This is a genomic window from Arthrobacter sp. R4-81 (assembly GCF_054792365.1).
On sequence record NZ_CP096445.1, the window covers coordinates 221,592 to 237,730 of the forward strand.

The 16,139-nt window shown below is 58.3% G+C and carries 8 protein-coding genes; 3 read left to right on the forward strand and 5 right to left on the reverse strand.

What is annotated here, in order from left to right; translation table 11 throughout:
• Positions 1 to 45 precede the first annotated feature (45 nt).
• On the forward strand, positions 46 to 1,110 hold the full coding sequence (locus M1E05_RS01130; RefSeq protein WP_461164187.1) for a ParA family protein: 1,065 nt from the start codon (positions 46 to 48) through the stop codon (positions 1,108 to 1,110).
• A gap of 65 nt (positions 1,111 to 1,175) precedes the next feature.
• The gene (locus tag M1E05_RS01135; protein WP_461164188.1) at positions 1,176 to 2,396 is read left to right on the forward strand and encodes a ParB/RepB/Spo0J family partition protein; all 1,221 of its coding nucleotides are present in this window, start codon (positions 1,176 to 1,178) and stop codon (positions 2,394 to 2,396) included.
• 6,016 nt (positions 2,397 to 8,412) lie between these two features.
• Here M1E05_RS01135 and trxA read toward each other — a convergent pair.
• The 5 genes from trxA to M1E05_RS01160 all read right to left on the reverse strand — a co-directional run bounded on the left by trxA (position 8,413) and on the right by M1E05_RS01160 (position 14,377).
• A complete protein-coding gene (gene trxA, locus M1E05_RS01140) occupies positions 8,413 to 8,739 on the reverse strand; it encodes a thioredoxin (protein WP_458112576.1) in 327 nt (108 codons plus the stop codon).
• A 50-nt stretch (positions 8,740 to 8,789) separates the two neighbouring features.
• Positions 8,790 to 9,746, reverse strand: a complete 957-nt coding sequence (gene trxB, locus M1E05_RS01145) for a thioredoxin-disulfide reductase (RefSeq protein ID WP_458112575.1) — start codon at positions 9,744 to 9,746, stop codon at positions 8,790 to 8,792.
• 289 nt (positions 9,747 to 10,035) lie between these two features.
• Entirely contained in the window at positions 10,036 to 11,631 is a 1,596-nt protein-coding gene (locus M1E05_RS01150; RefSeq protein ID WP_461164189.1) for an ABC transporter substrate-binding protein, read from the reverse strand.
• A gap of 168 nt (positions 11,632 to 11,799) precedes the next feature.
• Positions 11,800 to 13,815 carry a murein biosynthesis integral membrane protein MurJ gene (murJ, locus tag M1E05_RS01155; RefSeq protein WP_461164190.1) on the reverse strand — a complete coding sequence of 672 codons (2,016 nt, stop codon included), beginning with the start codon at positions 13,813 to 13,815 and terminating at the stop codon, positions 11,800 to 11,802.
• 61 nt (positions 13,816 to 13,876) lie between these two features.
• A complete protein-coding gene (locus M1E05_RS01160) occupies positions 13,877 to 14,377 on the reverse strand; it encodes an NUDIX hydrolase (protein ID WP_458114593.1) in 501 nt (166 codons plus the stop codon).
• Between the two features lie 242 nt (positions 14,378 to 14,619).
• Between M1E05_RS01160 and M1E05_RS01165 the strand changes: the two genes are divergently transcribed.
• Entirely contained in the window at positions 14,620 to 16,107 is a 1,488-nt protein-coding gene (locus M1E05_RS01165) for a CCA tRNA nucleotidyltransferase (RefSeq protein ID WP_461164191.1), read from the forward strand.
• Positions 16,108 to 16,139 lie beyond the last annotated feature (32 nt).

A 16,139-nucleotide genomic window follows, 5' to 3' on the forward strand; every position in this document is an offset into this window, starting at 1 on the left:
GGCTAGTGAACGGCATGAAAAGCCGAATGAGAGTGAGAGTGTCACATGACGAGTAGCGAAGCCTCCACGCAGCGGATTCCACCGTTTGTGTCTTTGGGGTCAGCGCGTGCCATGGTCGCGCCTTCCACGACTCAGGCTTTGCCACCATTCCGTGTTGGCTCCATTTTCGGGGAAGCCAGCCTTGCAGTTTCACGTGAAACTACCTCTGGGGGGCTCAGTAACGTTATGGATACCATGGACGATTCCAGCCCCATCGCGAGGGACCTTGCGCACGAGAACCGACGACGTGAACGGCTCCTTGGGCGTGAACTTCCTAAGCCCGAGAAGACCCGCGTCTTCACCGTCTCTAATCAAAAAGGCGGCGTGGGAAAGACCACGACGACGGTTAACATTGCTGCCGCCCTGGCCGCCGCTGGACTCCATGTACTTGTGATAGACATTGATCCCCAAGGCAATGCCTCTACGGCCCTCGGTGTCGAACACCACGCCGACGTCGACAGCATCTACGACGTCCTGATCAATGACATGCCACTGCACGAAGTTGTTGCTCCCTGCCCCGACATTGAGAACCTGATTTGTGCTCCCGCCACAATCCACCTCGCCGGTGCAGAGATTGAGTTGGTCTCCTTGGTGGCCAGGGAACAAAGACTTCGCAGGGCCATTGACGTCTATGCCAAGGAACGCGTGAAGAACGGCGAGGAACGCCTCGACTACATCTTCATCGACTGCCCACCCAGCCTCGGCCTCCTCACCGTCAACGCATTCTGTGCAGCTGATGAGGTTCTCATTCCCATCCAGTGCGAGTACTACGCACTGGAAGGCCTGAGTCAGCTGCTGAAGAACATCGAGATGATCCAGAAGCACCTGAACGCAGATCTCGAGGTATCAACAATTCTCCTGACGATGTATGACGGGCGCACCAACCTGGCTGCCCAGGTAGCTGCCGAAGTTCGCCAGCACTTCCCGAAGCAAGTCCTGGGTGCCGTGGTTCCGCGCTCTGTACGTATTTCGGAAGCACCAAGCTATCAACAGACCGTTATGACGTATGACCCCTCCTCCAGCGGTGCGCTTTCCTATTTGGAAGCTGCCGCCGAAATTGCCGAACGCTAGAATTTCAAGAATTGCACCAACCAGAGCCAGGACTGCCGGGCTCGTCCAATGGAGGGAATTATCCGATGAGCGAAAAGAGACGCGGCCTGGGCCGTGGACTTGGAGCACTCATTCCAAGTTCCGCGCCGACCAACGGATCCGGCAACGGGTCACCGTCGCCGTCTCGGCCCGTGGATCTCTTCTTTCCTGAAGCACGGAAGACCGCCTCTGCGATCACTCCTCCCAATGAGGGCGACGCATCCCCGGCCCCAACGTCCGAAAAGCCGACGAGGCCTGCTGCGCGTGGAACCCAGAAGGCAGCAAGCGCGGAGACCAGCGGGCCAGCCAAGACAGCAGCTTCTGGTACGCGGAAGAGCGTCCCGGCACCGAGAGCTACCCCGGCCGCCGGTGTCCAGGCCAAGGCAGCCGAGAACGACGGTGGCAACTTGGAAACTTCAGACTTGAGCCAGGAAGTCGAGCTCGTGGAAGTCCCCGGGGTCCGTTTTGCGGAAATTCCAGTGGAGGATATTCACCCGAACCGTAAACAGCCCCGTTCTGTCTTCGATGAGGACGACATGGCTGAGCTCGTGCACTCCGTTCGCGAAATCGGTGTCCTCCAGCCAATTGTGGTGCGGACTTCAACCGAAAAAGGTGGAGAACCGTATGAGCTCGTCATGGGTGAGCGTCGCTGGCGTGCAGTGCAGGCCGCCGGCCTGGCTACGATTCCTGCAATCGTCCGTGACACCACTGATGACGATCTTCTCAGGGATGCACTCCTCGAGAACCTGCATCGAAGCCAGCTGAACCCCTTGGAGGAAGCGGCTGCTTACCAGCAGTTGCTTGAAGATTTTGGAACCACCCATGAGCAGTTGGCGGACCGTATCGGCCGTTCGCGGCCGCAGGTGTCCAATACGCTGCGATTGCTGAAGCTGCCTCCCTTGGTCCAGCGACGTGTTGCGGCCGGTGTGATTTCTGCCGGCCATGCGCGAGCCTTGCTTTCATTGCCTGACGCCGCTGCAATGGAACGCCTTGCTCAGAAGATCGTGGCAGAGGGAATGTCCGTCCGCGCCACCGAGGAAGCAGTCACCCTGTACCAGGCGCCGGCTACTGCGGCTAAGAACAACGTTCCCCGCCCCGGGGCAAGGCACGAGCGCTTGGACTATCTTGCGTCGTCCCTTTCTGACCGTTTGGACACTAGTGTCAAGATTTCCCTTGGTGCACGCAAAGGCCGTGTCAGCATCGAGTTTGCAAGCGTGGAAGACCTCAACCGCATTATGGAAGTTCTTGCTCCCAACTCGGAAAATTGAACCTGCTGCTTTGAAGGGCCTGTTTCACGTGAAACAGGCCCTTTATCTTTAGCCAGTGCGGTTTGAACAGCACCGCCTCTTTGTGGAACCTTGCTTTAGGCTATCTGCGCGAAGTTCCGGTTTGCACTGCCTATAGGTTGGATTGGCCTCGCTAGGCATCGTGGCCTTCGAGAATCGAGCCCTGTGCGTAAACCTTCAAGGTTTTCAGCCCGAATGCTGCTACCCAAGCCGGGTCAGGGCGACGGCTAAGGGCTACTAGTTTTCCTTGGCCGTCCTGACGCTTCTCTTGAGAGGGCAAATCGGGCGAATCCCCGTTGCCGGCCTGCTTGTCTTGGGAGGACAAGTGAATGTACTCACCTGGTAAAAACGCTGCGGTCCTTTGATAGCTTGTTATGCGGACTGGTGTTCGAAGTTTGATGTTTTGTCTCTATTCTGTGGAAAAGCGGCCTTGAATACGACTTCTTTTGACTGAAAGCTTCTGGACGTTGGCAGTGCGGAGGCATTGGCGGCGCGGGAATTCACGCTGCAGTAGACCCTGCAGTCGAATTAGTTGACGTACTGCAGAAGGCGGCAGCGGGTCCGCGCGCAGGTTTCACGTGAAACCAGACGATTGGATAAGAATGAAAAGCTACTCTTTTGCTGGCACTTGCGTCGTGGATGGCAATGTGGCGAACAAACATCGGGGTGAATGGACAACCCTGTTCACGACTGGCCAGTTTGGCATGATGTCGATGGGAATCGGGTTCCACGTGAAACATAAGGGCGAGCGCCCTGCTGGGGCCCTGCAATCAACTGCACAAAGTCTCAGATGGCATCAGCGATAACCGTCATGTGAAGGATTAAACCCAAGTAAACGGCGCTCGGGATCATCTGCACAGACGCCTACCGGTGCCTTGGCGTCCCAGAATGGATGATCTCTCGCTATAACAGCCATGGTTTTCAAGCGTCCTGGTTCAGCGCCAATGAGGGCATAAAATGCGAATGAACGGCGTTCGCGGTGGGGTGGGGCTGTAGAGCTATTTGCCGGACTTCTGCAGCCTTCACTGCTGCGAGTCAGCAGCCTTAGTCCTATTCTGCCGTCTTGTCCGTGTATCGCAGCGGTCTGATCAGGGTATCGATGGTCCTGTTTGAGAAGTTTCCGGACCACAAGCACGAGCTATCTCCTGAGAATTCGGCGATCCTCGTTTTGGACGCCAAGACGCTAGTGTTTCACGTGAAACGGTAGTGGAAGAGTTGTGCTCGCATCAGTTCAGAGTCACATGGTGCCCCGTCCCTCAAACGGGTACCAGCCTTCAACTGAAGAACCGGTCATTTACCATCAAAATCGGAGTATTGGCATAGGCACCTGATCGTTCCGTTTCCGGTCTCCTGCCCGAGGAGTGGGGTGCGTTGTCGAAGGAGTCCTCGTGGTTCGAGAGCCGTCGCTGCTAGTCATCCTTATACGCTGAGGCTGAACCCTCTTACCGCAGACAACCTCGGAACAGATTTGGCGCGATAGTCACGGAAAAGTCCGCGTGTTTCCGGCAGTGCATTGAACAGTCCGTCCTGGTGGAACTTCTCCAGCTGCACATCGATCCTCACTAGAACCACTGTTTGCAGTCGGCATAGCTCGTCCACTTTTTCTCCAGCTCCGTTCAGCCGTCCACTATGAAAGGGGGTGACGGGCACGGCTCTCTAAGCTGGCCTCTCCAGATACTTCGGGCTTCTCGTATGGTTCCGACGGTGGAATGTTTCACGTGAAACGTACACCAGTGTGGGCACAAGTCTCGAACCACTTCCTGGCAGCCGGCAGCAGTAGTGTCATGATGAGTGGAACATATGGAGAGGGGTGCTGGTATTTCGGCTAGAAGGTTGTGGCGCAACAGTTGGCCCCCACAAGGAGCAAGAGCGGAATCAGACCGCGCGTGGGCAGACACGCCTACGGCGATCAGGTTCCCGACGCCCCCAGAGGCGACCTTTTCACCGATACGATTTCCTCGGCATTAGTTAGGATGAGCAACAGCCCGGGAATGCTCGATGATTTCCGTGTAAGCCAATGATGGGGTTTTTAACGAGTTCCAGGGATTGCTTGCCATGCTTGGGACTGGTTCCATGGTTCTCGCTTGGAGTCCTCCAGCAGGGGCCCTTCCCGCTGCACCGTATCCGCTCAACGCTGGAGCCTCCTAGTCGACTAGGATCTCTGTAGCAGGACGACGATGGGTAGGGGTCCAGGAGGATGACAGCAGAGCAGCTGAGGGCAATAGCGGGCCTCGCCCATGGGTCAGCCCCAGACAACTGCCAGCCCTCGAAGAATAGGAACTGGACATTCCCTCTATCCATGACTGAAAGCTGTCGGTGATCAGAACGGACACGGATCGGCCAGAGGTTTCCCGTGCCGACCTTCGTCGGCCGGTCGGCCCGTGCACGTGGGTAGTTCCGTCAGCGTTCTAGAACCTGGTGCTAACGTGTCCGATTAACCGCACTACTCTGGCTATTCTCTAATCCTTCTTCGGACTGCACACCAGGCGCCTGTCGCTCCCCCCTGCTGCTGTCGGCCAACGGTTTGCTGTACTGGGCCCTTCTATGAGACGTTCACGTAGCTCTTGGCACCAAGGTTATACAAATCCTTCATGGCCTTAGGAACCGACGCCCTTTGGGAGACCTTCGACGGAGGTCTGAGATCCGTGGGTCGCACCTCTTCGTCCACGCCAATGCAAAGCTCACCATAGGGTCGGGCAACAGTAAGTCGCGTGGGAGCATGCCCCCTTCAGCGCCGATATCGGTGCTCCTAATGGATTGTGTCTGGCGCGCTTGGCTGATTCTGCCCAGGAGCTTTTCCTCTTCCGGTGGTTCAAGACCACTCCTCTCGTACTTCAGGCACCTACCTGGACGCAATGTGAATAACCGGAGAGATGGTGGATGCAGCGGTGGATATCCCTGTGGATAACTTTGTGGACAAATGTTGGGTGTCACTGGCTCGTCGCTGGATGGGCGGGACGTCATGTAGCCGCTGATTCGTTGCAGCTCAAACTCGTATCTCTGGTTTCGTGAGATGTTTCACGTGAAACGACTGCTTTGACACAACTGAACGGCAAAACGGACCAACTACCACCGAAAAGACGCACAAAAACGGTGGTTTCCTCTGTCTTCATGAGATGCCGCCTGGGATGCCATGACAACAACTTTCTTGCGCTTGGTTCCCCCGGTCCGAAACGACCGTTGGTTTGGAGCAGTTTGTCGCTCATGGTTTCAGTGCGGTCCAGCCGTGCCCCTGTGAATTACGACTCACTTGCCTGTGGGTAACGGTGTGGATAACTTTCGAGATGACTGTGGATTATTCAACGAGTAGAGCGACCAGGACTCATCCAGTTGGGTGGCCGGGTGGTCACGTGCCAGAAAAAGAGGGCGTCCGGATTGCCTCACGTCTCGGATGACGACCTCTCGCATTGTCCGAATCGATATCCGTCTTCCCTCGTCCGTGGCCACGTGTTCGACCCAAGATTTCCCGCTGTCGATTGCTAGACCGTCCGCTCGCGTCTCTTCGGTCAGATGGCGGTGCTGTCAGTTCTTCAGGGGGAAAGAGAGTCGCTGCCGGATAGTTTGTTCATAGCCCCCATGCGCATTGGGTCCGTCATGTTCTGGAAGCCCCTCTTTGTGTGAAGCCACTCAAAGGCCGACTCCGTAGGGTAGGTCTAATCCGAGCGTGCTTCTTCTGATGATCAAGGCTTGGGTGTCTCGCGGGCTGAACATACTGGTCGGCAGTCTGTGTCCTTGTGCCAGGAGTCCTGGTGGTCTGTCATGGTCCATGTGGTGCTCGCCCTCCAGCTCATTTCCTGTTCGCATCCTGGCCGGAAATCTGGCACTAGCCGTGAAGATTCGGCCAGCGATGATCGGACCGCTCGTAAAGCAGCCCACCCTGCTACGAGTTGCTTGGCTCGCATCCGATGGCGTCGATGTGTTTCACGTGAAACATTGAATGCGGACGGCGTTGACTTCCCGATCATCTGGATTGATTTCGTCGTGCAAATGCCACGGGACGGTCGCTCCAGTTGATGTGAGTGTGTGTATCGGTGAGGTGGCGTCAGGCTCTCGCTCCCGGCCCCGACCATGGCGACGACAAGACAACTCCACCACGCCGAATGGCTGGCTCGGGCGCCTAGGTGGGCGCTCCCTGGCTATCGTTCGGGGGCACGGATACTCTAAGAGTTTTTGGCTATCGCCGCAGTACCGGGACCAATGGCTTTGAAGGCTGGGATAAAGGACAAAGTTCTGCCGACTGGCCCGGCAGTGTTCGATATCGGAGGGTACTCGGCAAGAATGTACGGATCCACGTAGCGGGACATTGCAGTCCGATGGCTCGCCTAGCTCGAGGGCTCGCCTAGCTCGAGGGCTCGCCTAGGTCGACTACCAGTCGGGGGTGCTTGATCCCTTACTGTCTGTCGGTCTGATTCCGTGCCTTCACGGACAGCAGGAATCGAAGGCGAACGTGGATTACGGGCTCGTCGGACGTACTCGATCCTTTGTACGGTTTCACTGGGAACGTCTGTCACGCAACGTATGTCTAGGGAGCTACTTACTGTCATGTTTCACGTGAAACAAGATCGCCGGCATTCCTGGATGCGCGCGTAGTACGCCCTGCGATGCCATGAATAGCATGTCCCCTAGTGCTGCGACCAATTGAATAGAAGCTCAGCCGGGACCCTTGGACATTTTCCCACTTTCAGGATCCGTGCCGCTGCTTCGCTCAAGACAACGCCTGAACTTTGATTGGAAGACGAATCTTGGCCCCGTTACTGCTACAACGGGCCTGGCATAGTGGAGAGGCGGAGGCGGGAGCGGTGATTGTGGATCTCCATCTTCGTAATCGAGGTCCAACTCGCTGATTCGCCGTCATCAGGCGGAGACGGAGATGTTATTGGCATGTTCGGCACCGCCGTGGGAGTCCTACCTGCCAATGAAGACTTCAAATCCGGTCAATGATGTGGATCTCTCTCATCGCGGACCCGGATTTGTCGGAAAAGGCAACCAAAACCGTGGGCAAGGCTTCGTGTACCCGACTCAGCGTTGAGCGCATCTGGCACCTTTCACGATTCTGGCTTTGACGACGTTCGCTGAGATGCATTCAATTTGGCGCTACCCGTGCTGCAGCTCTTGTTTCACGTGAAACACGTGTAGTAGGGCGGTGCGGCGTGTAGAAACTTCCCAGAAGAGGAGGATCTGAAAATAATACGAATTCGCCCAAAAATCCTGACTGTTTATGACCCATGGCTAATGAGTGAGAAATCTTGCCTGCTAGCTTGTTATAGGTCGGTACGGTTCCGGGCGCTACTACACACCCCGTACACAGCGGTGGACACCCGCCTCTCCAAGTGAATAGGCGACGAGAAGTCACTAGACCGGGAGGTGTCGTCGCGAGAGCCCGACTGAGATACCAAGGAAGCGCGCCTACTTCGCAATGTTCTGGCGTCGATGCCAGCTTTCCCGGTCTTTGATTTGCGATTTCCGTCGAGGCGGACAACCTGGTCGAGGCGGACAACCTGGAAGTGTTCCAGAAAAGCCCACTAGAACCAGTGACTAGGAGCCCTGTTTCACGTGAAACATCGTGCACACAACTAGTCAACGGGCACTGGCAGTTCCCTCGGCGCTGACGTGTGGGGCTGAGCGCCTCTTTAGGGCCGCCGACGGGGACAGTCCTTCACGAGCCAGGCCACACGACGAGCATTTTCGAGGAAGGTTGGCGAAGTAGGTGAACGGGAGTGTTTCTCCGACAAGACGGGCTCAAATCCCGCTAGGAAATGTTGGTTGCGAGTTCATCCACGCCAGATTCTCTTCTCAGGAAAAGAAACCAAGAGAACAATGGAAATCAGCTGATTTCTAGGCACCAGCCTCATCAGGAGTGAACCCTCTCGGTCGTGGCCGATCGCTTGCGCTAGAGAAAGCAAAAGGCGACCCCATAGGGGCCGCCTTCAGCTAACTACGCATTCAGCTACCTAAGCAATCGGCTGACTACGCGTTCTGCCAACTGTCCTTCTCCGGGTCAGGACAGGACGTCCGCAAATTCCTTCTCAAAGTACTGCTTCGGCCTTGCGCCGATTACGGTGCTCTTCACTTCGCCATCTTTGAACAGGTAGACGGCGGGAATCGAGGTGATGCCGTATTCGGCGGCGATGGCCGGATTGTCATCCACGTTCACCTTGACGACTTCCACCTTTTCCCCGTACTGCACCGAAATCTCATCCAGAATGGGGCTCAGCTTACGGCAGGGGCCACACCACTCTGCCCAGAAGTCGACAATAACCGGCTTTTCTGAGGCCAATACGTCCGTGCCGAAACTGGAGTCTGTTACGTCTCTTGCGTTACTCATACCCTTGTCTTTCTCCTTAACTTATAGCGGCGCCGTGAAACGTCTGAATCTCAGGCCTGGAAATCTGCGAGGTAGTGCTCAACATCAATTGCAGCAACACAGCCGGACCCCGAGGCGGTGATGGCCTGCCGGTAGGTCGGGTCGACCACGTCGCCGGCGGCGAAAACACCCGGGATGCTGGTCTTTGAGCTGCGGCCCTCCACGGCGATAGTGCCCTCGAGGGTCAGTTCCAAGGAGTCCTTGATGAGTTCTGTTCGGGGATCGTTACCGATAGCCACGAACACTCCGGTTACCGCGAGGTCTGTCTCGGTTCCATCGACAAGATTCTTCAGTTTCAGACCGGTGACCTTCTCCTGGCCCACGATGTCCTGGACGGCTGAGTTCCAGACAAAGTTGATCTTCTCGTGAGCAAGCGCACGGTCGGCCATGATTTTGGAAGCCTTCAGGGTGTCGCGGCGGTGAACCACTGTGACAGACTTCGCAAACTTCGTCAGGAAGAGGGCCTCCTCCATAGCAGAGTCACCCCCACCAATCACAGCGATGTCCTGATCCTTGAAAAAGAAACCATCACAGGTTGCGCACCAGCTCACACCATGGCCGGAAAGCCGTTTCTCATTGGGAAGACCCAGTTCCCGATATGCCGAACCAGTGGAAAGAATAATGGCCCGTGTACGGAAGGTCTCCCCCGTGGCGATTGTCACGGTCTTGATGTCACCGTCGAGCGCCAGCTCTGTAACGTCCTCAAACTGAATTTCCGTGCCAAACCTGGCAGCTTGCTTTTCGAAGTTCTCCATGAGATCCGGGCCCATGATGCCTTCGGGAAATCCCGGGTAATTTTCAACGTCAGTGGTATTCATCAGCTCGCCGCCCGCTGTGACGGATCCGGCCAGAAGCAACGGCTTCAGATTGGCTCGCGCCGTGTAAACCGCGGCGGTGTAACCAGCAGGGCCCGAGCCGACAATGATGACATCACGCACGTCTGACGTGGCGTTTTCTGCGTTGCTCACTGAACGGTGAACCTCTTCCTTGGTCGATGCGCCCGCCTCAATGGCCGGGCACATGGCACAACTCGATCTTCCTACTGAATATTCCGGGCGCTCCCCATACTGCGGAGACACCACCACTCAGGGTACCGTCCGAGTGGGCAAGGCGTTGATTCGTATTACCGGAGTCAACTGCTCATCAAACATGGGCAAAGCATCGCGCGATTGAGCCACGGGGTGAACCAAATTTCAGCGATGAGTAAGCTATGCACCCTAACGACGAACGAAGCTACTGGACGCCAGTGAAACCCAGCTACTGAACCTTGATCTCAGCGAGCCGGAGGCCGTAGCCGAAACGGGTCTTCGGCGCAGCCAATTTAGGGAGGGTCTTGATGGACACGATCACATACTGGGCGTTGACGGGTTCGGAGAGCGGGATGGTGAGATCCGGCGAGGTGAAACTGTTTGTTCCCACCTGCTTTGCTCCGTCCAGGGAGGGACGGTCATTGGTGAGAACGCTGATGCTTCCGCCGGAGGCCCCCAACTGGCTGAGGGTAATCGACGAAATACGTGACGGACTCTTCAACTTTGCAACCAACGAAACGCCGTCCGTGGCCAAACCGCCCCAGTTATCGGTGGCGAATTCCATGTCTGACCAGTAGCTGGCGGCATTCCCGTCGAAAGTCTTGGACAGGTCGCCGTCGTACGTGGCCGCAAAGTCGAAGTTACCAAGGCGTGTCACGCCCTCCACAGCGGGAGGACCCGTCGGCGCAGCGTTTTCGGTCTGCGTAGGCTCCCCTGATGCTTGTGGAGCCGTAGCCACAGGTTCCTGGGTGGCATCAGCCTTGGGCTCGGGCTTGAACAGGCTGCCCAGATTGCCTACTGCGAAGACCAGGCCGACAATCAACACTGCCGCGAGAAGCCCGCCTACGAGCCAACGCATCGACCGTGGCTCGCTCTTCGGTTCGTCGTCGTAGTAGTCAGTGTCAGCATCCTGGGTGGATCCAGCAGGAACGTAATTACTGCGCGCATCCGAACCGTCAGCGTCGTAGGAGCCGTTATCGGATTCGGCCGGATAGTCGTAGTCATCCTCCGCCCAGAGGGAGACTTTCGGGGAATCGGCAGGTGAATTTGCTGCCCCCGCAGCAGGTACCGCAGCAGCAGGTCCCGTGGCAGTTTCCGGCCTGCCGTTACCGGCAGACACGGGCTGGGACACGGTGGACTGAGGGGGCGACGATGGAGCTTCTGGCTGCGCAGCGGTGCGCGGCGCCTGGGATGCGCCGGTTGCGGAACCAAGACCCGATGCCGCGGCTGCTCCAAACCCGGCTGCCCCCGCGGCCGCCCCAGCAGCTCCGGCACCTGTACGCCCTGAGGGAGGGGATGAGGGAGCGGAAGCCGGACGGGCAGGACGGGGAGGTGCCGAGGGCTGGGTGGCAGGACGTTGCGGGGTAGCCGGCTTCACGTTGTGGTAGTTGATGACGCCGGCGTCGACTTCTTCGTCGTCGTAGAGTCCGTCGTACGTCTCAGGTTCCTTTGAGCGTGGCTGGCCAAAGATTTCGCTACCCAGGGTGTCCGTGAAAAACGGCTCCACATACGGTGCGTGGGACGGCACCACCAGATCAAGCAGATCCGCCGCAGATGTGTGGTTGGTGATCAGGTAGGTGGTTGCATCACTGACGCCCAGATCCAGGATCTGGACGCTGCCGGGGCGTTCGCCAGTGGCCACTTCACGTGCGCTTTGGGCCACCTGGTCCGCGTTGCCCTGCCCGGCGACCAAAATGCTGACTGGACGGTTGAGAACCTGATCCACACCATCCAGCACCAGATCCTGGTCGTGAGAGGTCAACACTGTTGCGGTGACCTTGTAGCGGCCGCCAAGTACTGATCCGACGTCGATCGGGTGGGACACTGGTTCCTCCTAGACTGTCCGGGAAGCGCTGGCCAGAATGATCCCCTCAGTGATCACGGATCATCCGGAACGTCCGTCGATCCTTGGTTGGCAACTACCCTTGTTAGCTTCTGATCCTAGCCGATGCCTTGCAATTGCCGTGGGAATCAGGGCCAGGCCGGGCGATGGTCATTTTTTCTTTTTCCTGCGGGTACGGAAATACGGGTTGTGTCCGGCCGTTCCCTGATAGGTTCTGCGGCCCGGCAGGGGGATCTCCTGACGGACCATACTGCCGCGAGCGGTGTTGGGGATTTCTTCTGCAGGAAGGTACCCGGCCCCAGTGGCAACATCCTCGTCGTCGTGTTCCATCTTTGGCCCTGCCCGGAATGAAGCAGAATCAAATTCTCCCGAAATACGCGGGATCAAGCCAGTGTCCACAGAAACGGTAGCCCTGTCCGGCGATTCCGACGTCGTCCGTTGGGCAGTGGGCGCAGCGGCCGGACCGCGGCCCAGACGGCCAAGCAGCGGCCGCAGAAGGTCCCGCAGCTCGGAGACGTGGAAAGCCTTCAGCAGGAAAAGATAAGTCACCAGCATCACAGGACCGACGACGGCGATGGTCACCAGCGCCTGGATCCGGCCACTCCAGGCGAAACCGTCTTCCTGGTAGCTTCCCATCAGCCACAGGGCCACAGCTCCAGTCAGGGCAGAACCCAACGCCGCATACCCCATCCGGATATATGAATTCGCAACCCGCGGACCGTCCAGATGCCCCAGGAGCCGGCGGAGGAAAGCGGCGCTGACCATGACGGAGAGGATGTTGCCGACCGTGTACAGGATGGCGATGGCGAAGATGATCTGATCGGCCGGAAGAAACTGGATGAAGAAGGCCGCCACAACATTGACGAGTGCCAGAATCAACTGGATAAAGAAGGGCGTCCTGGCGTCCTCGTTGGCATAAAACACCCTGGACATCATGAAGTTGGCGCTCATGAAAGGTGTGCTGAGGGCCAGGATGGTGAGCGTCTGGGCGAGCATTACGCCGTCCTGCTCCTTGCCGCCGGAGAAGAACATCCCCAGCGGCCCGGCGAGGGCGAACAACGCGAGGGCCCCGAATACAGTGGCCACGGCCATGGTGCGCAGACCGTGGGACAGGGCATCCCGCAGCGCCGCACGGTTTCCGTCCTGTGATGCCCTGGTCATCCGGTTGAACAACACCGTGGCCAGGGACAGGGCAATGATCGAATGCGGGAGGAGGTACAGCTGGCTGGCCACTTCCAAGATGGCGTTGCCCGGGAGCCGCCCTGCGGCCGGATCCCCTGCTTGTTCGAGGCGCAGGCGTTCAGCGCCGGGGATGGTGGCAATACGCATTACGTACAGGAAGGCGAGTTGCCCGACGGCGGCGGTCAGGAGCGTCCAGACGCTGAGCTTCGCTGCCTGCCCCAGTCCTACACCCCTCCAGCCGAAGCGGGGCCGCAGCCTCAGGCGGAGCTTCAGCACAGGGACCATGAGGATCGCCGTCTGCGCGACGACGCCAATGGTCGAGAAGCCAGCCACCAGGAAGGTTTGGAACGGTCCCCAGGTTTCCAAGGTGTGCGGGTTGGTGACATTCGGGCCAAGGATCCAGATGAACATGCCCAGGCCAGCAATAGCCACGATGTTGTTGAGGATCGGAGCCCACATAGCCGGTCCGAACGCCCCGTTGGCGTTCAGGACCTGGGTCAGGAGGGCATACAGACCGTAAAAAAAGATCTGCGGCAGGCACCAGAAGGCAAAGGAGATCGCCAGCGACTTTTGTTCCGGGGAGTAATTCTGCGTGGTCAGATCGATGACGAGGGGTGCGAAGAGTGTCACCAGGAGCGTCAGGGACAACAGGACAATAACGGCCAGGGTCAGCAGGCGGCTGATGTAGTCCGCTCCCCTGTCCGGCGCCTTGCTGGCTTTGATGATCTGCGGAACAAGGACCGCGTTGAAGACTCCGCCCGCCACCAGGAGAAAGATGAGGTTGGGCAGATTGTTCGCGTTAATAAAGGTGTCGTTGACCGTGGAGCCCAGCCCCAGGGCGAAAGCCAGCATCCACGTCTTGCCGAAGCCCAAAAACCGCGAGATCAGGGTGCCAGCCGCCATAATGGCGCTGGAACGGGCCTCTCCTGCGTGGGCTGATCCGCCTTCGGCGGGTTCTGGTTTGGCTGCTGACATTGCCTTCATCGTCTCACTCGCAAGAGGGTATACCTGTCAGCGGGGGTGGATGGCATGAGTGACAGGGCTCTCAGAGATGTTCCGGCAGGACTTCTTTGGCGAGGTCGGCAATGCGGCGTTCGTTGGGAAAGGACAGCTTCCGGGCCAGCTCAGTGATGGGCACCCATGCGACGTCCACGGCTTCCTTATCGGGGTCGTTTTCGATGGTCAGATCTCCCCCGGTTGCCCTCAGGAGATAGTGGTGGACCGTTTTGTGGACGCGGTGCCCGCTGACTGTGAACCAGTAATCAATGCTGCCCAGGGGCGCCAGAATGATCCCGTCTATCCCGGTTTCCTCGGCGATTTCGCGGACAGCAGCTTCCTCGTTCTTTTCCTTGCCCTCCGGGTGACCCTTCGGCAGGCACCATTCAAGACGTCCTCCGCGGTTCAGGCGGGCGATAATCGCAACCCTTAGTTCGCCGTCGGACGTGTCCACCACAACTCCACCAGCGGAGATTTCCTCGACGGTGGGCAGCGAGGCCGGTGCCGAGTGCGGCGCGGGCGCGACGTGCGCACCGATTGCCGACGGCAACGGTGGGTTTGTCCTCCTGCCGGGAGCGCTCGGTACGGGATGGGCCATAACGTCCACTCTAACGACTCTTGCCCCGTGGTGATGACCGGAACATGACAGGAAAGTGGACCGGATGTGACGGGCTCCGCACCCGGAAACTTTCAATAAACCCAATTGATGGGGCTCCCGCGCCTGCTCTTTCGCAGTATGTTTCGGTACTTCAATGAAGAATGCTGGAGATTTTCTGCCAAGCTTAAGTAACTATGGCGCACGCACATCACACGACTGACTCCCACACCGTTGATTTTAAAGTGGATACGGTGGTCCTGGAGCTCGGCCAGCGCTTCGTCGACGCGGGTCACGAACTGTCCCTTGTAGGTGGTCCGGTCCGCGATCTCTTCCTGGGCCGTTCCTCGCCGGATCTTGATTTCACTACTGACGCGACGCCGGATCAGACCATCGCCCTGATCCGGAAATGGGCTGACAACTTCTGGGAAATCGGCCGTGCTTTCGGAACCATTGGACTGCGAAAAGCAGGCTTCCAGATAGAAATCACCACATACCGCGCCGAGGCCTACGATCCGGAATCGCGGAAGCCCGTGGTCGCCTTTGGCGCATCGCTGACTGACGATCTGCTGCGTCGCGATTTCACCATCAACGCCATGGCGCTCCGCCTTCCCTCCCTGGAACTCGTTGATCCCTTCGGTGGCGTCCGCGATCTTCATGCCTCGTTGCTGGCCACGCCGGGGGCGCCTGAAACGTCCTTTTCCGATGATCCGCTGCGCATGATGCGTGCCGCACGCTTTGCCTCCCAGCTCGGCGTTTCAGTCCATGAAGACGTCCGCCTCGCGATGACCAGGATGGCCGAGCGCATCACCATCATTTCGGCAGAACGGGTCAGGGACGAACTCGTCAAGCTGGTTTGCGGCCCGCAACCGCGCGTAGGCGTGGACCTGCTGGTGGAGACCGGGCTGGCGGAGTTTGTGCTCCCTGAAGTGTCGGCGCTTCGACTCGAATCAGACGAGCATCACCGGCACAAGGATGTTTACCAGCATTCGCTCCAGGTCCTTGAGCAGGCAGCTTCCTTGGAGGATGGCTCTGACGGGCCGGTGCCCGGTCCGGACTTCGTGCTGCGGTTTGCGGCCCTGATGCACGACGTCGGGAAGCCGGCTACGCGCCGTTTTGAACCCGGCGGCGCGGTGAGCTTCCGGCATCACGACATGGTGGGTTCCAAGCTCACCGCCAAACGCATGAAGGCTCTGCGCTTTGACAACGACACCATCAAGGCCGTGGCCCGGCTCGTGGAGCTGCATATGCGTTTCTACGGCTATGGAGATGCGGGTTGGAGCGACTCGGCGGTGCGGCGGTATGTCACAGACGCCGGTCCATTGTTGGATCGGCTTCACAAGCTGACGCGTTCGGACGTCACCACCCGGAACCAGCGCAAGGCTGAGCGGCTTGCCTTCGCCTACGACGATCTCGAAGCCAGGATCGCCGCCCTGCGCGAACAGGAATCCCTCGAAGCTGTGCGCCCGGACCTTGACGGTGGCCAGATCATGACGCTCCTTGGCCTGAAGCCGGGTCCCGTGGTGGGCCGTGCCTACAAGTTCCTACTGGAGGAGCGGATGGAGCACGGTCCGTTGGATCAAGGTGAAGCTGAGGAAAAATTGCGGAAGTGGTGGGAGGCTCAACCGGAGGCTCTCGCCCCTGTACCCGCCGACGTCGACCATGTCCCAACCGAGGAGTCTTAAGTGAACATAGAATTCAACACTCCCCGTCCCCA